Origin of the sequence: Jeotgalibacillus campisalis, from assembly GCF_000829515.1 — a bacterium.
In the GTDB taxonomy this organism is placed as follows: Bacteria; Bacillota; Bacilli; order Bacillales; family Jeotgalibacillaceae; genus Jeotgalibacillus; species Jeotgalibacillus campisalis.
The window spans coordinates 192767-212027 of record NZ_JXRR01000001.1 but is presented as its reverse complement, the minus strand read 5'-3'; the positions used below and the strand labels follow the sequence as shown (position 1 = coordinate 212027).

The following is a 19261-nucleotide window of genomic DNA, read 5'->3' as shown; positions in this document are numbered from 1 at the left end:
GCGATAAAGGAGGATGTAAATGAAAGCGCATACAAAAAGTATTAGAGCCGCTCATGGCACTAAGCTTCAAACAAAGGGGTGGCAGCAGGAGGCAGCGCTTCGCATGCTGATGAATAATCTCGACCCTGATGTGGCAGAGCGTCCGGAAGATCTTGTGGTATATGGGGGGATCGGAAAGGCCGCAAGAAATTGGCCGGCTTATTATGCCATCGTTGAATCGCTGAAAAACCTTGAGAATGATGAAACGCTTCTTGTGCAGTCCGGCAAACCGGTGGCAGTCTTTAAATCTCATGAAAATGCACCGCGTGTGCTGCTCGCAAACTCTAATCTTGTACCGGCTTATGCGAATTGGAAAACCTTTCATGAGCTGGACCAAAAGGGGCTTATGATGTACGGGCAAATGACGGCAGGAAGCTGGATTTATATTGGTTCTCAAGGCATTGTGCAAGGAACATATGAAACATTTGCGGAAGTGGGCAGACAGCATTTCAACGGCTCACTTGCAGGAACGATAACGGTGACCGCGGGGCTCGGCGGAATGGGCGGAGCGCAGCCGCTTGCTGTTACGATGTGCGGCGGCGTCTGCATCACCATTGAGGTCGATGAAACACGTGCAGACAGGCGGCTTGCCACCGGTTACCTCGATACGAAAACTCATTCTCTTCCAGATGCGATTAATCAGGCGAAGCAGGCAAAAGAAGAAAAGAGAGCGCTGTCTATCGGGTTAATTGGCAATGCAGCAGAACTGCTGCAGCTCATGGCTGAGCAATCATTTGTACCGGATGTTTTAACCGATCAAACGTCCGCCCATGACCCGCTGAATGGCTATCTTCCAAAAGGAATGAGCCTTCAGGCAGGAAAAGAAATGCGTGAAAAAGATCCGGAAGCGCTCATAACCAAAGCAAAAGCCTCCATGGCAGCGCATGTTAAGGCCATGTTGAAGCTTCAAGAGATGGGGGCTGTGACATTTGATTACGGCAATAACATTCGCCAGGTGGCTAAAGATGAAGGCGTTAAAAATGCTTTTGACTTTCCAGGCTTTGTTCCTGCTTATATTCGCCCGCAGTTTTGTGAAGGGAAAGGACCTTTTCGCTGGGTAGCTTTATCAGGAGACCCGGAGGATATTTACAAAACAGACGAAGTGATTTTAAAGGAGTTTGCTGAGAATCGTCATCTATGTAACTGGATTCAAATGGCGAGAGAGAAAATTCAATTTCAAGGACTGCCATCCCGTATTTGCTGGCTGGGTTACGGGGAACGCGCCCGTTTTGGCAAAATTATTAACGACATGGTGAAAAGTGGTGAGCTGAAAGCGCCTGTTGTCATTGGACGGGACCATCTGGACAGCGGTTCTGTCGCTTCACCAAATCGTGAAACTGAGTCGATGAAAGACGGTTCTGATGCGGTAGCAGATTGGCCAATTTTAAATGCCATGATCAATGCTGTAGGCGGTGCCACATGGGTGTCCGTTCATCATGGCGGCGGGGTCGGGATGGGCTACTCGATTCATGCCGGAATGGTCATCGTAGCGGATGGAACAGATGAAGCTGAGAAAAGATTGGAACGGGTGCTAACGACAGATCCGGGCATGGGGATTGTCAGACATGCCGATGCGGGATATGAGCTGGCTAAAAAAACAGCCCGTGATAAAAATATATCGATTCCAATGCTCGATCAAGACTAAATCAGTTTCGTAAAAGGGGGAGTTCAGCTATGAAACCAATCTGGATAAAGCATGCGTCACAGCTTGTTACGATGGAACCTGAATTAAAAGGGCCGAGAATAGGAAACGCAATGAGTGAGCTCGGTATCATAGAAGACGGAAGCGTATGGATGGAATCTGGAAAAGTAATCCGGGCAGGAACTACCCGTGAGCTTGAGCTTGAATTTGAGGACCGTGAACAAGAGGCAGAAGTAGTGGACGGGGCAGGAAAGCTCGTTACACCGGGACTGGTTGATCCCCATACGCATGTAGTTTTTGGAGGGACGAGAGAAGCAGAATTTGAAAGACGTCTTGAAGGAGCAAGCTACATGGAAATTATGAATGCAGGAGGAGGCATTCATGCCACTTCAAGGATGACGAGGGAAGCGTCAGAAGAAGCGCTTTTTGAGCAGGCATATACCCGCCTTGACTCCTTTTTAAAGCACGGGGTCACGACACTCGAGGGGAAAAGTGGCTACGGCTTAAATTTAGAGACAGAGCTGAAGCAGCTGAGGGTAATGAAAAAGTTAAATTCTGTCCATCCAATCGACCTGATTTCTACTTTTATGGGGGCACATGCTGTTCCAAATGAATATAAAGGACAGGAAGAAGCCTATGTCAGTCTGTTGATCGACACCATGATTCCTATGGTGGCAAAAGATGATCTTGCCCGTTTTAATGATGTATTTTGTGAAAAAAATGTCTTCACGCCAAATCAGTCTGAACGGATTTTAGAAGCGGGAAAACGCTTCGGTCTTATTCCGAAAATCCATGCGGATGAAATTGAACCATTTGGCGGCGCTGAACTTGCAGCAAAGGTGGGAGCAATCTCTGCTGAGCATTTACTGAAAGCTTCAGATGAGGGAATAAGGGCAATGGCCAAAAAAGGAACGATTGCGTGTCTTCTTCCTGCAACAGCGCTCTACTTAAGAGAGGAAGCAGCAAATGCCAGGAAGATGATTGACCAAGGGACAGCGGTGGCGATTTCAACCGACTGCAATCCGGGTTCTTCCCCTACAACAAGCATGCCGCTTGTGATGAACCTGGCCTGCATTTTAATGCGCATGACCCCGGCAGAGGCCTTGTGTGCGGCAACTGTCAACGCCGCGTATGCGATAGGAGAAGGAGAGCAGGCGGGCAAGATTGAAGAAGGAAAAAAGGCAGATCTTGTGATGTGGGATGTACCGAGCTATCAAATGCTTCAATACGCTTTTGGCGTCAATCATGTGCAGGCGGTATGGAAGAAGGGGGTCCGGGTTGTGTGATGAATGCTAAGCAAAAATTCATGCAGGCAGGAATTCAGCAGCCGGAATGGAGATGGCACAAAGAGGACTCTTCAGATGGACGGCTCCACCAGTGGATAAAAGGCATGGATGAGTGGCAGGGTGAAGATCCTGATGTTGTTATACTCGGGATGCCGTTGTCACGTTCTTCCATCAGTGTTTCCGGAGCATCAGAGTATACCGAAGCATTCAGGAGGGGCTGGAAGGGCTTTTCAACATATAACATGGATGAAGAGATCGATTTATCTTTTTTGAGCGTTGTAGACACAGGAAATGTAAAAATGCATGGAACGGATATACAGGAAAGCCATCGCAGGATCGAGAGGGCAGCAGAGGCCATTCTAGGCCAGTTTAAGTCATCGGTTTTCGTTGGAATCGGAGGAGACCATTCCGTGACAGCGTGCACAGTGCGGGGCTTAAAAAAGCTGCACCCGAATGAAACAATCGGAATTCTTCAGCTTGATACGCACTTGGATTTACGGGATCCAGCTGAAAATGGTCCGTCAAATGGAACCCCAATGCGCCAGCTGATTGAAGGAGAAACGGTTAAAGGGAATCACATTTACACGATTGGGCTGCACGGTTATTTTAACGCACCTGACCTTGTAGCGTATGGCAAAAAACATGAAGTCAATATGATCTCTTTAAAAAAAGCCAGGCAAAAAGGGATTGCCCAAACCTTTCGTGCTGCTTTACATGAGCTGGATCAGAAAACCGACCGAACCTACATCACGATTGATATGGACGTGCTTGATATTGGTTTTGCCCCCGGCGTACCAGCATCTACACCAGGCGGGATGTCAACGCAGGAACTGTTTGAAGCCCTGCTTGAAATTGGCCGTCATCCATCCTTTAAATATATCGATTTTGTCTGCCTGGATCCGACCAAAGATCCCGCTGCATCTCCAACCGTTAAGGCGGGTGTTTATGGTTTTCTGCAAGTAGTGAGTGGAATGGCTCTTGCCCGCAGCAGAAAGGAGGAATAAGGAATGATTGTGCTGGATGGAAACTCCTTAACACTTGATAAAGTCAGGCGAATCGTAATGGATGGAGAAAAAATTCAAATTGCACAAAAAAGCATGGAAAAAGTGATCAAAAGCCGTTTCGCTGTTGAAAAAATTGTTTCCACTCATAAAATTACCTATGGCATTAATACTGGCTTTGGAAAATTCAGCGATGTAGAGATTGATAAAAAGGATGTACACGCACTGCAGCTTCATTTGATTCGTTCACATGCATGCGGGATCGGTGAACCTTTTCCTGAACTTGTATCTAAAACGATGATTGTGCTGCGTCTGAATGCTTTATTAAAAGGGTATTCTGGCGTCCGGCCTCTATTAGTTGAAAGATTGCAGTACATGGTAAACGAAACTATTCACCCCGTTATCCCCCAGCAAGGCTCCCTTGGTGCTTCTGGTGATTTGGCGCCTCTTTCTCATCTTGCTCTGGCTTTAATTGGAGAGGGAGAAGTGTGGCAGGATGGGAAACGGATTCCTGCTCTCGATAGCTGGAGATCAAAAGGGTTAACCCCGATAAAGCTCAAGGCAAAAGAAGGGCTTGCATTAATTAACGGTACACAGGCGATGACAGCGCTGGGGGTCATCAACTGGCTTGAAGCTGAAAAGCTTGCGCTTCAAAGCGAGGAAATTGCTGCCATGACCATAGAAGGACTGCACGGAGTAATGGATGCATTTCATCCAGCCATACATGAAGCAAGAGGATATCCGCAGCAAATGGCAGTGGCGGAAAGAATGCGCAACATTCTTCATGATAGCAAATTAACAACCAGACAGGGAGAGCGGCGTGTTCAGGATGCCTATTCCCTTCGATGCATTCCGCAAGTTCACGGTGCAAGCTGGCAGGTGCTTGATTATGTAAAAGAAAAGCTTGAAATCGAATTAAATGCTGCAACAGATAACCCGTTAATTTTCGATGAAGGCGAAACCGTCATATCAGGAGGGAATTTTCATGGCCAGCCCATCGCTTTTGCCATGGATTTTTTAAAAGTAGCGGTTGCTGAGCTTGCCAGTATTTCCGAAAGGCGTATTGAACGGCTGGTGAATCCTCAATTAAGTGACGGCTTGCCTGCTTTTTTAAGCCCGCAGCCTGGTCTTCAATCAGGTGCGATGATCATGCAATATGCAGCAGCAAGTCTAGTATCTGAAAACAAGACACTTGCTCACCCCGCGAGCGTTGATTCTATTCCTTCCTCAGCCAATCAGGAAGACCATGTCAGCATGGGGACAATTGGCGCAAGGCATGCCTACTTGATTATCCAGAATGCACGAAGAGTCCTCGCAATTGAAGCGATTTGTGCGATGCAGGCAGTTGAATACCGCGGAGTTATCAAAATGAGTACTGCAACCAGGTTAAATTATGAGGAGTGGCGCCGCATTGTCCCGAGTATAATTGAAGACCGGTCTTTTTCCATCGATATAGAAAAGCTCAGCTTGCATTTATACGATCACAAAGCAAAAGAAAGCATCACGTAATGTGCAATAGCCCATAAATTGAGCCTAAGACATAACTGAAAAAAGTTTAATAATAAGGTAGTTTTATTATGAGGTGAACGGAGCGGAAGGTGGCGACTCCTGAAGGATATGACGGCAAGCTGAGACTTTACAGGGCAAGGCCCTGAAAAGTCTCAAGCTCCCGTCCCTGCGGAAAGCGTCCACCTGAAGCGCAGTGAAACGCTCAATGAGGCTGAGAGAATTTTGTCCCGGCCTTTTTGTGGTAAAAAAAGTGAATCCAGATGAAAGTGCGATATAATAAAAGGGTGATGGCGTGAAACATTCCCGCAAAACAGCTTGATAAATTGAAAGAACAGACCTTTATCATTTAAACTTAAAGTAGGTTATCGATAGAAAGAGAGTGAAAAACATGGGACGTAAATGGAATAATATTAAGGAAAAAAAGGCGTCAAAGGATGCAAGTACAAGTAATGTTTATAATAAATTCGCGCGCGAAATTTATGTAGTAGCCAAACAGGGCGAGCCGGATCCTGAATCGAATCAGGCACTCAGAGTCGTACTCGAACGGGCAAAAACCTATAACGTACCGAAAACGATTATTGAAAGAGCGATTGAGAAAGCGAAAGGCGGATCAGAAGAAAACTTCGATGAGCTTCGCTATGAAGGATTTGGACCAAGCGGCGCTATGATTATCGTGGATGCTTTGACGAACAATGTTAATCGCACTGCACCGGAAGTCCGCACCGCATTTGGGAAAAATTCCGGAAATATGGGTGTCAGCGGCTCAGTCGCTTACATGTTCGATGCAACAGCTGTTTTTGGAATCGAAGGAAAATCTGCCGATGACGTACTTGAGTTTTTAATGGAGGAAGAGATTGAGGTCCGGGACATCATTGAAGAAGAGGATACTGTCATTGTTTATGCAGAGCCCGACCAGTTCCACGCTGTGCAGGAAGCATGCAAAAATGCAGGCGTAACCGATTTTACCGTAGCAGAACTGACCATGATTGCACAGAATGAAGTAGCACTTGAGGCGGAGGATCTTGCACAATTTGAAAAATTAATCGACGCGCTCGAAGAACTTGAAGATGTCCAGCAGGTATATCACAACGTAGACTTTGGCGAATAGAAAAAGAGGTTGGGACAAAACTGAAAAAAGGTTAAAAATGAGGCAATTTATATTATTAGTATGAGGTGAGCGGAGCGGAAGGTGGGGACTCCTGCAGGATATGACGGCAAGCTGAGACTATACAGGGCAAGGCCCTGGAAGGCTCAAGCTCCCGTCCCTGCGGAAAGCGTCCACCTGAAGCGCAGTGAACCGGTCAAGGAGCTTGAGACACATTTGTCCCAAGCTTTTTTGCATATAAAAAGGAACCATCCCATTCATCCCGGGTTAACTGGTTCCTGTGTTTTTGTTGATTTACTTTTTCTTTTTTCGTTTTTGTCGTCTTCGTACACAAATCAAGGTCGATTTGAGCAAATGGGCTGCGCTTCACTCTTGGATCCATTTTTCCCTCACGAAGAAGCTTTAAACGATGCTTTTGTGCATTCGATCGTGCCATTGCAGTCATTCCTTTCTAATTGGGTCTGCTTTAATTATAGCATGAAGTAGTAAAATGAATTTAGTCTTGCGTCAAAATCGGAGCTTTACAATATAAGCAACTATATTCCGCATGTTCGTTCTACATAAAAAAGATGAAATGCATAGAAATTAGAAAGATAACGATTGAAACTACATAATCACCCACATACTGTCTTAAAGCTTTTCCATCACTTGAATCTTTTTTCCAATAAGAAAGAAAGTAAGGGAAAGGAAAATCAACGAAATACCATGTATAGTATTATTCCAGCCAAAAGGCACTGCAAGAAACGATAAAAATAAAAATGCATAAATAGTATATTTATTATAGGGATTAGATTGGGTATTTTCGTCAGATATTATAAACACCTCCATCGTGGTGTGCTTTACTAAATCCAATGTTTTGATTCATTTTTTAGTCTAGTATAAAGCATGTATCTTCTCCTCGATATGGACTTTAGGATTTTCACCTGCATGGTATCGGCGGGCTGCATTTGTGCAGGACTGTAGCATTAATGAAACATAGGCAATGCCCAGCTTACGCCCCCTCGTAACACCTGGTGTGATCAAAGCTCTTTGAGACAGAAATAGTTACTTATGGTGTGAAATTTTTTCGGGTAAAGTAGGGGATAGAGAAGGAGAGAGACGACATGAAGGATAAAAAGGTTTCGTCCCACTATACGCAGCAACTTTTAGCAAATGAACGAACTTATCTTGCCTGGATCCGGACATCTGTAGCCATCGCAGGAATAGGATTTCTCGTAACAAACCTGCACTTTGTCATGGGAGATGTAAACACGGACGAATTGGATGTTTTCATTATGGTCATCGGTTTGGTTTCTGTGTTATCAGGGGTTTTAATGGTGATCGTCAGTACCGTGGATTACTATCGGAAAAATCGTGATATAGTTAATGGTCAAATCAGGCCATCCTCCATTAAAGTATGGATTTTATCGACCTGTATTTTCCTCATGCTAGGCACATTTCTTGTTTATTTTCTCCTGCTTGATGTGATCTGAGTTTGAGAAGGAAATAGGGGACTTTCAGTTATTTTTGAGCATACAAAAAGGGCTCTCAGAAGGCAGCTTTCACTGACTTTCTGATGAGCCTATTTTTAATAGTTGAATTTCATCACTGGTTAACGGTCTATACTTTCCGATTGGCAGGTCATGCAGGCAGATCGGACCAATCCGTGTGCGTTTGAGCGATTGTACCCGGTAATCATAGGCGCTGCACATACGTCTGATCTGCCGGTTTAGTCCCTGCGTTAAAATAATGGATATGGTTTGGTCAGCTGTTTGGACGGCCTTGCACGGGGAAGTGGTTTTTCCGCGTATGTTGATGCCGCCTTTTTGAATACCTGCTAAAAGGAGCGGAGATACAGCGCGGTTCACGGTAACGGTGTATTCCTTTTCCTTTTTAAACTCCATTTTCATAAGAGGGTTCACTATGCTTCCGTCATTTGTCAGCAAAATCAGCCCTTCAGAATCCTTATCCAAACGGCCAATTGGGAAAATTCGCTCCGGATACCCAATGAAGCTAATAATGTTTCCATCAACCGCTGGATGGGCAGTACAGGTAATGCCTCTTGGCTTGTTAAAAGCCAGATAAACAAATGGGGGACGGGCAGGTAAAGGCATTCCGTCAACTAACACCAGGTCGTCATCGTCCACCCAACACTTCTGCGAGCAAGCTTTGCCATTTAACGTGACTCTGCCCGCATCAATCATGCGCGCAATCTCTCTTCGTGACCACCGCCCGGACCTGCTGACAAAAGAATCAATATGCATGCTTTATCCTCCTAAAGGGGGCAAACCCCTTTACTGCTTTACTTCAATAAAAACTCTTCAACTACTTTAGCGACACCGTCATTCATGTTGGTATCGGCTACATAGTCTGCAGCATCTTTAATGTCCTGAGGAGCATTTCCCATAGCGATGCCAAGTCCTGCGTATTCAATCATGGAAAGATCATTGTAGCTGTCACCGACGGCAATAATTTCATCCTGTCCGATATCAAGCTTTTCAGCAAGCTGCTTAATAGAGGTGCCTTTTGTTACGCCTTCTTCTGTAAATTCAAGGAAGTAAGGTTTTGAACGCATGATGCTGAATTGGCCGGCCATTTCTGCCTGAAGTTTTTCTTCCTTATGAACGAGTACTTCCTCATCTGCAAGCATAAGCATTTTAACGACTGGTTCCGTAACAGACGCTTTAAAATCATCAACAATTTTTACCGGAAGACCTGTAATGTCTGATTCAATATCTGAAAAAGGATTTTGATTTTCCGTTATAATCGAATCCCCAACGTACGTATGAATGCCAATATTTTCACGCTTGCTGATGTCATAGAGTTTATGAGCAGTTTCAGGGCTAAGGGTGCTTGAGAAAAACTCTTCATTCGTTTTGGCATTAATAATTTTAGCGCCATTGAAAGATAAAATATAGCTGCCATAGTCGTGCAATTTCAGTTCTTTTGAAAAATCATGCATGGCGTAGGTGGGTCTGCCAGAAGCAAGAACGACTTTCACACCGTTTTTCTGAGCTTCCATGAGTGCTTTTTTAGTGCGCTCGGATATACTGTGGTCGTCGCGTAATAGGGTATCATCCATATCTAGTACAATCATTTTATAGGTCATTTTATTATCTCCTTCTTGTATAAACATGTCCTTATTTTACTACACTTTCAGGACAGTAAGCTAATTTCCAGTTCGATACAGAAAAAAGAGATCTTCTTAAACGCTACGAAACCGGCTTAAGAGATGAGGATTGTCTGTGTGCGTACCCCCATAAAAAAAGTCCTCCGACCATCATGCTTAGCGTGCCTATTATGACGACCAGCTTTACGGACAATAGAAAGGTCAGTAAGCCCAGCACCAGCGTTGCGGCAATAATCAGCACCGCTTCCAGTAAGCCATAAATGCTTCCGATTCTACCCATCATTTCGACAGGAATATAGCTTTGGTAAAAAGTAAGAAACCCCGTGCTGCCGAATGAAATGAAAAAAGCGAGGAGAAAGAACCCAGCTGCAGCTTGAATAAAATCCTCAGAAAAACTGAAAAGCACATAACCGGCAGAGATAAGAAGCGGCGCCCATCGGATTAAAGCAATTAAAGGAATCCATTTCAAAAGAAGCAGCTGAATAACAGAACCAACCACGATCCCGGCTCCAGCAACACTTACCAAAAACCCATATTCACTGTTTGTCAGCTCTAATACCTCCTTAGAAAAAACAACCTCTAAGGAATCCACCGCTGTTGCCATGACCACCATCACCCAGCTGATTAATAAATAAATAATCATCACTTGAGGAGACTTTTTACTGAAAGATCTCACTCTGCGCCAATCCTCCTGTGTTTCACGGAGCCTGAGGGTAAAAGATGCAGGGGCACCAGATAGAGCGTTTTTTTCTATGTCTGGCATAAAGAGCGTTGCAACTGCAGATAACGCGAAGGCGGCGGCCGTTATAAAAAGGACTGTCTCAGATGAATAGTGAAGATAAAACAGACCGGCTATTGCCGGGCCGAGAAAAAAGGCGCCGGAAGTAACAACCGAATAAAGTGAATTAAAGTGGCGTCTTTTTTCAGCTGGAATTAATTTAGTGACGTATACCATTGATGCGGGCTTGAAGATCGTATTAGCCATATTCATGAAAAACGCGAGACTGTAAATTAATAATAGGGAAGAGATAAAAGGAAGTGTGCATATCAAAATAGCCCGCACCAAGTCTAAAGCAATCATGAGCTTTCGCTTATTTTTACGGTCAATGACACTGCCGGACCAGCTATTGGTAAAAAGTGCAGCGATCGGTGCAAGAAGATAAAGAAAAATAATTGAAAAAGCGGATCCGGTTCGATCAAATAAAAGGAGATTCAGGGACAGTAAATACACCCATGCTCCAATATTCGAAACCCCGACACCGATAAGTAAAATCGTCCAATACGAAAAATAATCTTTTCGAGATAACGTATCCAAACTTATTCCTCCTGTTGTGACAACCGTATTTTTGAAAGATTCTTTTAAAGACCGCCGTTGATTCAAGGAAAGACGAACGCTTTCATAGCGGGAGCCGACTTCTTCCTCTTAACGGGCCATCTTTAAGCATCTTTTTTAAATAAAAAAATCCCACCTCCAAGATTTTCATCTTGGAGGCGAGATTGAATTCGCGGTGCCACTCCAGGTTTGTTGATATGTTGCCATACCAGCCTCGTCAGGTACGGCTAAAAAGCGATACTCTAAGCTCTATAACGGGAGCTCCCGTCACACCATCCCCTCAAAAAAGGTTCCTTTGTGCTGCTCAGAGATTTGCTTCACTGCATTCTTCCTGCTCTTTCCCACCACCAAGAGCTCTCTTATTAGGAAGTCACGCACCTACTCTTCTCATCATTGCGTTTAAATTTTTTCTATCTTAGCATTCACCGAACAGGGTGTAAATGGAATTTTGAAAAATATTTCTTTGAAGTCTTCAGTTGCTCTGGTTATTCAGGCAGGTCATGGCTTTCAACTTTGTTTGCCCTTACTGAGTAAAGTGTATCGCCAATATAGAGGAGACGCTGGATTTGGGAGTCCCAGTCTTCATACTGCTGTCCTGACTGCTTCTCATCCATGATTTCACTGGCCAACTGAATGCCGTTATTCTTAGTGATCGTGTAGAGCAGTGCTCCCTGGCTGACAAAATTCATTTCATTTGTGTCTGTTTTCTCGTCATACATGACGATGGGGAATCCGAATAAGTTTCGTTCCTTATGGTGAAAAAGAGCTTTATGGTCATGCATGAGCGTGGAAAAGGTTCCTGGCCCTCCAATGATTTCAGTGTCCTTTTCTTTCGGGTTTGAAAAGTCGGTTATATCAAATAAAGAGATCTTCATGCCGGTTTGTCTGACCTGCGGAGGGTCTCCGGCGCTTTCACTTTTCATTACTTCTGTATCCACTCCGAACCCGATTAAATGATTTTCATCGAGTGGATGCAGGTAGGTGCTGAACCCGGGGATCTTAAGCTCACCCAGTACTTCCGGTGCTTCCGGATTAGCGGTATCGATGACAAAAAGAGGGTCTGTTTCTCTGAACGTCACCATATAGGCTTTGTCTCCCATAAAACGGGCTGAATAGATGCGCTCTCCCTTTGCAAGACCTTCAACGGAGCCTACCTGTTCCATGCGGTCATTTAAAATAAATAGATGGTTAAGAGAGTTGCGGTTGTTTCCAAATGTATTGCCCTCACTCGTAGCAATGCGGAAGTGTCCATCGTGCTCATCCATTGAAAATTGGTTTAATACTCCGCCTTTTACGGTGCCTTGGGAAGAGAAATCAACGGAACTGCCGTCGATATCAAACTTATAAATAGTCGTTTCAGACGCCCCCTGGCCTGCAGGCATAATATCGATCGGCATGATCGTATAAGGACCGTTGGAAGTGGCTAAGTATAAACTTTTTTCTGACATATACAGCTGGCCGCCTGTGCCCAGATACGTTTCAGTTGTTACCTCTGAATCAGGAGTGCTTACATCAACGGCCGTAATCAGCGCGTACTCTCCCTGTTCATTCTCCGGGATAATCGAAATGTCTGCTGCCGCTACCGGTTCAAAAGACTCGCCGCCTTTACTGTCCCAGGTATGAGGACGCAGTTCAACATCCGGGTCTTCTTCCAACAGCCAGAAATTTGGAGAGAAGGTGGTGACAAAATAAAGGTGAGAGTCAATCATTCTCGCGCTGTTAAAGTATCCTTCAGCTCCTGCCTCTCGAATCAACTCAGGCTTAGCAGGATCGCTCACAGAATAGATTTTTGCGATCGTTACACTCATATCCGCTGCAGGCTGGGATTCCCGTGATTCCCGTGGCTTTTCCTGGTCCGGATATGCTCTTGTCATCCACTTATCCCCGATTACGATCAGGGTATCCTCCTTCAGGAAAAGCTGTGACGGGTAGAATTCATCTTCAAAGTTTATGGCGCTGACTGGTTCCATTGATTCCCGCGCTCCCACTTCAACGATGTGAACCAGCTGATTGCCGGTGATATGGTAAATGAATTCCCCATCTGTTTGGACGACATCTGCTTCATTTACCCCATCTACCTGGTTATTCGTCTCGGAATATCCGTCATCGCCGCCCATTGCGTCAGAAGAGGATTCTGCTGTGTCCGCAGCGCTTTCAGATTCTTCACTAAAAGCATTGTAGTCAAGGTCCTGCGTCTTCTGCTTATCTAGAATGGCGGTAAAGTATTGCTTCAAATAATCCGTTGAATCTGCAGCTGGAAGCTCATCAACGACTTCAAAAGCAACAACCTGTTCATCCCTTATGCCTAAGCCTAATTTTGACTTAAGGTCATCTGACAGGTGCAGGGTGTATTTCTGAAGGTTTGTGTAGCCATCCTCTGGAGCAGTTACAGTGAGAACAGTCCCGGCATCATCTAGAGAAACGGTAACAGGGACTCGTTCACTTTCTTCATTTTGAACAAAGACCGAATCCTCGGTAATCGTAGAGGCGTCCATCGGTTTTGTGAAATTCAAGTTCCACACTTTGTCCTTAAAAACATAAGCGGGAGCAGATGACCCGGCAAGACCTGAAACAGCGGGCTGCATAAAATAAACACCTGCCCAGAGACCGGCGGACAGAATAACAAATAAAGAAAGTAACAACCATCTTTTCCTATTCATAGAAGTTCCTCCTTAAATAGCATTCTTTATTAAGTAGACGTGAGTATAGAGAGGAAGTTACAAAAGGAAAAAAATATAAAAGAAAGGGTTTTCATTTAAAGTGTACGATGATAAAATATAAATCGATACGTTTCGATTTTAAATAGTTTATAAGTGAAGATTTATACATAAGTCATAGGTTAAAAGGATTTCATGAATAGATAGAAGGCATTCGCAGAAGGATATTAAAATCATAACGTTTCGATTTAAGTAGAAATGGAGATGGAAGAATGAAAAAAGTAAGAGTGGGAATTATCGGCTGTGGAAGCATTACTGGGAAACGTCATTTCCCTGAATACAAAGCAAATGAGCATGTAGAAATTACAGCCCTATGCGACTTGGTGGAAGAACGTGCAAAAGTCTATGCAGACGAGGTTGGAGCAAACGTTTATTCATCGTTTGAGGATTTACTGGAGGATCCGTCAGTCGATGCAGTCTCTGTGAATCTTCCAAATGCACTGCATGCGCCTGTCACAATAAAAGCACTGCAGGCAGGAAAGCATGTGCTTTGTGAAAAACCGATGGCAACATCCGTTCAGGAAGCAGAAGACATGATTCAGGCAGCGGATGAGGCGGGCAAGACGTTAATGATCGGCCATAACCAGCGCTTTGTCGCATCGCATGAAAAGGGCAGAGAATACATTCAAGAAGGAAGATTAGGCAGAGTATACAGCTTCCGTACTGCATTTGGCCACGGTGGACCTGAAGGCTGGAGTGTTGACGGAAGAGACAGTTGGTTTTTCGACAAAGAGAAAGCATTTCTCGGCGCAATGGGTGACCTTGGCGTTCACAAAAGTGATCTTGTCCGCTATCTATTTGATCAGGACGTAGTGGAGGTCGGCGGCTTCGTGGATACACTCGCTAAAGAAGAGACGAAGGTCGACGATAACGCAGTTTGTATCATTAAACTAAAAGACGGAACGATGGGAACGCTGACTGCAAGCTGGTCTCATACTAAATTCGGGGACAACTCCACCATCATTTATGGAGAAAAAGGGGTTCTACGCCTGGAAGATGATGGAGATTATTCGTTTATTTTCTATCCGCTAGAAGGCGAACCGGAAAAACTGAACCTTGGTAAAATCCAGACGAATGAAGAGGGTGGCCAGTCTAAAACCGGTGTAATTGATGAGTTTATTGAAAGCATTCTGGAAAACCGGGCTCCTGCGGTAACAGGACTGGAAGGAAAAAAAGCATTGGAAATTGTTCTTGCAGCCTTGGAATCAAGTGAAACCAAAAAAATATTGACACTATCATAAATGGAGGGATTACAGTGAGAAAAGTTGCACTTCAATTGTATTCAGTAAAGGAATCGATGGAAAAAGACGTAGCAGGTACATTAAAAACGGTAAGTGAGCATGGGTATGAAGGCGTTCAGCTTGCCGGCGATTACGGCAAAGACGGGGCTGAATGGAAAGCGATGCTTGACGAATATGGACTAAAGCCGGCAGGGATGCATACGCCAGTAGAGCTTCTTCAAGACGAACAAACGCTTGAGAAGCAGATTGATTTCAGCAAGACCATCGGAAACGATAAACTGATTGTTCCTTTTGTAGATGAGTCCTGGCGTTCGAAAGAAAAATATGAGGAACTCGCACAGCTTTTAAATCAAGCGAGTATCAAGGTACAAGAGGCCGGTTTACTATTAGGTTATCACCACCACGATTTTGAATTTACTCCTTTGGAAAATGGGGAAACAGGCTGGGATATTTTAGAGCGTGAAACGGCTTCTCACCCCGTCCATTTTGAAATCGATGTTTACTGGACAGAATTTTCAGGTGTTAACACAATCGACATGCTGAAGAGACTTCAAGATAAAGCTTTTTCAATTCATCTAAAAGACATGATTGTGGATGGAACAGAGAAAAAGAGCGGACAGGTTGGCGCTGGAGTTTTAAATCTGGAGGAAATGGTTCGTCACTCTTCAACGGACTGGGTTGTGGTTGAACAGGAGCATTTTGATTACGAGCCTTTGGAGGAAGTAGGGCCGAGTGCAGCAGTTGTCAAGAAATGGCTGGGAGAGTAAGAGAATGAAAAAGATGCGTGTAGGAATCATCGGGGCAGGGAACATCAGTGATATTTATTTATTGTCGCCCTCCAAATTCGATAACATCGAAATCGCAGGAATTGCCGATCTTTTATCCAGCAAAGCGGAGGAAAAAGCAGAGAAATACGGTGTTCCTCACTATCCGGATGTGGCATCGCTGCTTGAGGACCCATCTATTGAAGTGATCCTGAATTTGACTATTCCAAGCGCCCATGCGGAGATCACCCTCATGGCACTTGATCACGGCAAGCATGTGTATTCGGAGAAGCCGCTTGCTACGAGTTTTGAAGATGGAAAAGAAATCATTTCAAAGGCAAAGCGATTGAATCTCCGGATCGGCGTTGCGCCGGATACAATTCTAGGAGCAGGGATCCAAACGGCATTGAAGCTGATTGAAGATGGTGAAATCGGTTCGATCGTCGGTGCGAAAGCCTTTATGATGGGCAGCGGACCAGAAAGCTGGCATCCGAATCCTGCATTCTTCTATGAATCTGGTGCAGGACCTCTTTTTGACATGGGACCTTATTATTTATCCTCCCTGCTGGTGCTGCTTGGACCAATTGATTGTGTAACGGGAATTGCACAAACTACTTATCGTGAACGGACGATCAAAAGTGCTGAGCGCGCGGGGGAAACTTTTCCTGTGACAACGCCTACTCATGTGGAAGGACTTATGCATTTTAAAAGCAACGTAACAGCGTCTATTACAGCGACATTTGATATCCATCAATCGAAGCTGCCATTTATTGAAGTATATGGCTCTAAAGGAACGATTCATGTTCCGGACCCTAACTTTTTTGGCGGTCCTGTGACTTATTTAACGACTGGTCATGAAGGATGGCAGGAAGCTGAGCTCGTTTCAGACCTTACAGGGAATGAAAGAGGAGCCGGGCTGTCTAATATGATTGCGTCCATTTATACAAATGAACAGCATTACTGCCATGGTGAACTTGGTCTGCATGTACTGGAATCCATGGAAAAGCTATTGGAATCATCTGTGCAGCGAACCTTTCTGCCGCTTGAAACAACCTTTTCAATCGGGGATTCAAGCAACTCAGCGTAAGACACTTCCGTCTCCATGATAAAATGAAAAAAGCGTCACGGTGAAATCATCGTGACGCTTTCTCTAACCTTTTAGATTTAACAGTGTGAAAGAGGCAGATATATGACCACAATAAAAGATGTAGCAAAAAAAGCAGGGGTCGCTGTATCGACCGCTTCCCTTGCAATCAACCACAGCAGCCGTGTTTCAAAAGAAACGGCAAAGAAAGTACTCGATGCTGCAGCAGAGCTCCACTATCAGAAAAACGGATGGGCAAGAGATCTTAAAATGAAAAAAACACAAATCATTGGGGTAGTTCTTCATGATCTATCAGGCTCATTTTACGCGCCTATTATAAAAGGCATCGAAGAGACGCTTCATTCCTATGGCTATGGCCTTATTGCCTGCAGCACAGCAGGAGAAAATCTTGGGACTGCAGAAAGGTTTCTGAGAGAACGGCGGGTGGATGGTGTTATCGTTTTTTCAGCTGATATAAAAAATGAAACGCTTTTTGACGTATGCCGTGCACATTTTCCGCTGGTGGTATTGGACAGGGAAATTTCACATGCAAATCTTTATTCCGTTACAGTAGATAACCTTCAAGGGGGAGTTCTTGCGGCGGAGCACCTGATCAATCACGGTCATACGTCGATTGGTTATATTTCCGGACCTTCGAATAATTGGGACAGCCAGCTACGCTCAAAAGGATTCACAGAATGCCTTAGTCAAAATGGTCTCTCTGTCCCTTCTAAATGGCACATCAAAGGCGATTATTCACAGCGGGGCGGTTATCAAGCAGCAAGACTATTGCTGCAGCAAGAACAGCTCCCATCTGGATTGTTCGTTTCTAATGACCAGATGGCCATTGGGGTCCTTGAAGCATTTGCGGAGGCGGGGGTCAGCGTTCCGGATCAGGTCAGCCTCATTGGATTTGATGACATTGAGCTCGCCAGGTATATCCGCCCTTCACTAACGACCGTCAAGCAGCCAAAGTATGAAATGGGCGCCACTGCAGCACACCAGATCATTCAGCACTTACAAGGCAGTCCTTCAAAAGAACACACGATGCTAACCACAGAAGTAATTCAGCGGCAGTCAACAGCAAAGCTGGATTAAGCAGATTGAGAAAACTGTTAAAATAAGCATATTAGCAAAGAACCTCCGCAAAAGTGGAGGTTCTTTTTTAAAATAACTGTCTTACTTCATTTCAAAACTCCAGAGTTATATTAGTTTGAAAATTATGATACTTTATATAGAACTGAGGGATTAATAAAGAATCAGTGCGATCTATAGTAGAAATAAGAATGTCTTGATCCAAATTGATTATAATCCATAAGCATCTTAAAAGTTTTTAAAGAACGGATGGTTGTTGAGTGTGTACGAACTTGGTATAAATATAACGGTGAGGACGATCGATGAACTATATACCTCATTTAACACTAATAGAAAGAAGGCAGCATTTCTTTATTGTGAAAGGGGAATCTTCAAGGTTCCTTTTTCAGAATGAAGAAAGGAGAATCAACATGATCTTACCTAAAAAGCTTAAAAGAGGAGATACGGTTGGAGTCATTGCGCCTGCCAGTCCGCCTAATCAGCAGAATTTAGAAAAATCCCTTTCTTTTTTAAAGGAGCTTGGGGTTAATGTGAAAATGGGGAAATACGTGAATGAAGTGAATGGTTATTTAGCAGGAAGTGACGAAGAGCGGTTAGCAGATCTGCATGCGATGTTTAAGGATCCTTCCGTTCAAGCGATCATTTGTGCAGGTGGAGGGTATGGCAGCGCGAGGATTGCTCATTCAATCGATTATGACTTGATTAAGCGCAATCCGAAGATATTCTGGGGATACAGTGATATTACCTTTTTGCATACAGCGATCCGGCAGCAAACCGGCCTTGTTACTTTTCATGGACCGATGCTTGCTTCAGATGTCGGAAAGGAAGAATTTCACGCTTTATCCAAAAAAATGTTCTTACAGCTTTTTGAACCAATGGAGCTTCATTACTCAGAAGACATCTCTCCACTTGAAGTACTTGCTGAAGGAGAGCGTGTCGGGGAAATTGTAGGAGGCAATCTTTCGCTTATTCAAAGTTCGCTTGGCACACCTTTTGAGCTGGATACAGAAGGGAAAATTTTGTTTATTGAAGATATAGATGAAGAGCCATACCGGATTGACAGTATGCTAAACCAGCTGTGTATGGCAGGCAAGCTGCAAAATGCATGCGGAATTGTCGTTGGAGATTTTAAAAATGCCGTGCCAACCAATGATAAGCTCTCGCTATCTCTTGAGGAAGTACTCGAAAGCTATTTAGGAAATCTTGAAACCCCTGTACTAAAAGGATTTAAAATGGGTCATTGTGAACCACACTTTTCTGTTCCCCTTGGAGCAAAAGCAAAACTGTCTTCCAAAACAAAAACGCTCACCATTATGCCGGGGGTTCAATCGTAAAA

Annotated in this window: 16 protein-coding genes and 1 other annotated feature; of the genes, 11 read left to right on the top strand and 5 right to left on the bottom strand. The window is 44.4% G+C overall.

What is annotated here, in order from left to right; translation table 11 throughout:
* Positions 1–19 precede the first annotated feature (19 nt).
* The 5 genes from hutU to KR50_RS00970 all read left to right on the top strand — a co-directional run bounded on the left by hutU (position 20) and on the right by KR50_RS00970 (position 6585).
* Positions 20–1684 (top strand): urocanate hydratase, encoded by a 1665-nt coding sequence (hutU, locus tag KR50_RS00990; protein ID WP_041053725.1) that lies wholly within the window; start codon positions 20–22, stop codon positions 1682–1684.
* 29 nt (positions 1685–1713) lie between these two features.
* Positions 1714–2967, top strand: coding sequence for an imidazolonepropionase (hutI, locus tag KR50_RS00985; protein WP_041053722.1), 1254 nt, complete (start codon positions 1714–1716; stop codon positions 2965–2967).
* Entirely contained in the window at positions 2967–3971 is a 1005-nt protein-coding gene (locus KR50_RS00980; RefSeq protein ID WP_232304222.1) for an agmatinase family protein, read from the top strand. The genes hutI and KR50_RS00980 overlap by 1 nt, the downstream gene beginning before the upstream one ends.
* 3 nt (positions 3972–3974) lie before the next feature.
* On the top strand, positions 3975–5477 hold the full coding sequence (gene hutH, locus KR50_RS00975; protein WP_041053719.1) for a histidine ammonia-lyase: 1503 nt from the start codon (positions 3975–3977) through the stop codon (positions 5475–5477).
* Between the two features lie 388 nt (positions 5478–5865).
* Complete coding sequence (locus tag KR50_RS00970) at positions 5866–6585, top strand: YebC/PmpR family DNA-binding transcriptional regulator (RefSeq protein WP_041053716.1); 720 nt, start codon at positions 5866–5868, stop codon at positions 6583–6585.
* 193 nt (positions 6586–6778) lie between these two features.
* Here the strand turns inward: KR50_RS00970 and KR50_RS00965 are convergent, their stop codons facing one another.
* A complete protein-coding gene (locus tag KR50_RS00965; protein ID WP_041053713.1) occupies positions 6779–7018 on the bottom strand; it encodes a hypothetical protein in 240 nt (79 codons plus the stop codon).
* Positions 7019–7685: 667 nt separating this feature from the next.
* Between KR50_RS00965 and KR50_RS00960 the strand changes: the two genes are divergently transcribed.
* Positions 7686–8054 carry a YidH family protein gene (locus KR50_RS00960; protein WP_041053710.1) on the top strand — a complete coding sequence of 123 codons (369 nt, stop codon included), beginning with the start codon at positions 7686–7688 and terminating at the stop codon, positions 8052–8054.
* Between the two features lie 69 nt (positions 8055–8123).
* On the opposite strand, the gene KR50_RS00955 is transcribed toward KR50_RS00960, so the two are convergent.
* The 4 genes from KR50_RS00955 to KR50_RS00940 all read right to left on the bottom strand — a co-directional run bounded on the left by KR50_RS00955 (position 8124) and on the right by KR50_RS00940 (position 13684).
* Positions 8124–8825: a pseudouridine synthase gene (locus KR50_RS00955; RefSeq protein ID WP_041053708.1), complete on the bottom strand. Its 702-nt coding sequence runs from the start codon at positions 8823–8825 to the stop codon at positions 8124–8126.
* Between the two features lie 38 nt (positions 8826–8863).
* Positions 8864–9670: a Cof-type HAD-IIB family hydrolase gene (locus KR50_RS00950; RefSeq protein ID WP_041053705.1), complete on the bottom strand. Its 807-nt coding sequence runs from the start codon at positions 9668–9670 to the stop codon at positions 8864–8866.
* A 103-nt stretch (positions 9671–9773) separates the two neighbouring features.
* A complete protein-coding gene (locus KR50_RS00945) occupies positions 9774–11006 on the bottom strand; it encodes an MFS transporter (protein WP_041053703.1) in 1233 nt (410 codons plus the stop codon).
* Between the two features lie 169 nt (positions 11007–11175).
* Positions 11176–11427 (bottom strand) — a binding site (T-box leader).
* A gap of 82 nt (positions 11428–11509) precedes the next feature.
* On the bottom strand, positions 11510–13684 hold the full coding sequence (locus KR50_RS00940) for a beta-propeller domain-containing protein (RefSeq protein ID WP_041053700.1): 2175 nt from the start codon (positions 13682–13684) through the stop codon (positions 11510–11512).
* A gap of 269 nt (positions 13685–13953) precedes the next feature.
* On the opposite strand from KR50_RS00940, the gene KR50_RS00935 reads away from it, so the two are divergent.
* The 5 genes from KR50_RS00935 to KR50_RS00915 all read left to right on the top strand — a co-directional run bounded on the left by KR50_RS00935 (position 13954) and on the right by KR50_RS00915 (position 19259).
* Positions 13954–14982 (top strand): Gfo/Idh/MocA family protein, encoded by a 1029-nt coding sequence (locus tag KR50_RS00935; RefSeq protein ID WP_041053697.1) that lies wholly within the window; start codon positions 13954–13956, stop codon positions 14980–14982.
* Positions 14983–14996: 14 nt separating this feature from the next.
* A complete protein-coding gene (locus tag KR50_RS00930) occupies positions 14997–15749 on the top strand; it encodes a sugar phosphate isomerase/epimerase family protein (RefSeq protein ID WP_052476640.1) in 753 nt (250 codons plus the stop codon).
* A gap of 4 nt (positions 15750–15753) precedes the next feature.
* The gene (locus KR50_RS00925; RefSeq protein ID WP_041053695.1) at positions 15754–16833 is read left to right on the top strand and encodes a Gfo/Idh/MocA family protein; all 1080 of its coding nucleotides are present in this window, start codon (positions 15754–15756) and stop codon (positions 16831–16833) included.
* Positions 16834–16935: 102 nt separating this feature from the next.
* A complete protein-coding gene (locus KR50_RS00920) occupies positions 16936–17928 on the top strand; it encodes a LacI family DNA-binding transcriptional regulator (RefSeq protein WP_041053691.1) in 993 nt (330 codons plus the stop codon).
* A 407-nt stretch (positions 17929–18335) separates the two neighbouring features.
* Entirely contained in the window at positions 18336–19259 is a 924-nt protein-coding gene (locus tag KR50_RS00915) for a S66 peptidase family protein (RefSeq protein WP_041053688.1), read from the top strand.
* Positions 19260–19261 lie beyond the last annotated feature (2 nt).

Bases quoted from the DNA above. Each gene is read 5' to 3' on its own strand.
- KR50_RS00920 (WP_041053691.1), top strand. From the start codon at position 16,936: ATGACCACAATAAAAGATGTAGCAAAAAAAGCAGGGGTCGCTGTATCG.
- hutH (WP_041053719.1), top strand. From the start codon at position 3,975: ATGATTGTGCTGGATGGAAACTCCTTAACACTTGATAAAGTCAGGCGA.
- KR50_RS00970 (WP_041053716.1), top strand. From the start codon at position 5,866: ATGGGACGTAAATGGAATAATATTAAGGAAAAAAAGGCGTCAAAGGAT.
- KR50_RS00915 (WP_041053688.1), top strand. From the start codon at position 18,336: ATGATCTTACCTAAAAAGCTTAAAAGAGGAGATACGGTTGGAGTCATT.
- KR50_RS00955 (WP_041053708.1), bottom strand. From the start codon at position 8,825: ATGCATATTGATTCTTTTGTCAGCAGGTCCGGGCGGTGGTCACGAAGA.
- KR50_RS00950 (WP_041053705.1), bottom strand. From the start codon at position 9,670: ATGACCTATAAAATGATTGTACTAGATATGGATGATACCCTATTACGC.
- KR50_RS00925 (WP_041053695.1), top strand. From the start codon at position 15,754: ATGAAAAAGATGCGTGTAGGAATCATCGGGGCAGGGAACATCAGTGAT.
- KR50_RS00940 (WP_041053700.1), bottom strand. From the start codon at position 13,684: ATGAATAGGAAAAGATGGTTGTTACTTTCTTTATTTGTTATTCTGTCC.
- KR50_RS00965 (WP_041053713.1), bottom strand. From the start codon at position 7,018: ATGGCACGATCGAATGCACAAAAGCATCGTTTAAAGCTTCTTCGTGAG.
- hutU (WP_041053725.1), top strand. From the start codon at position 20: ATGAAAGCGCATACAAAAAGTATTAGAGCCGCTCATGGCACTAAGCTT.
- KR50_RS00960 (WP_041053710.1), top strand. From the start codon at position 7,686: ATGAAGGATAAAAAGGTTTCGTCCCACTATACGCAGCAACTTTTAGCA.
- KR50_RS00935 (WP_041053697.1), top strand. From the start codon at position 13,954: ATGAAAAAAGTAAGAGTGGGAATTATCGGCTGTGGAAGCATTACTGGG.
- hutI (WP_041053722.1), top strand. From the start codon at position 1,714: ATGAAACCAATCTGGATAAAGCATGCGTCACAGCTTGTTACGATGGAA.
- KR50_RS00980 (WP_232304222.1), top strand. From the start codon at position 2,967: ATGAATGCTAAGCAAAAATTCATGCAGGCAGGAATTCAGCAGCCGGAA.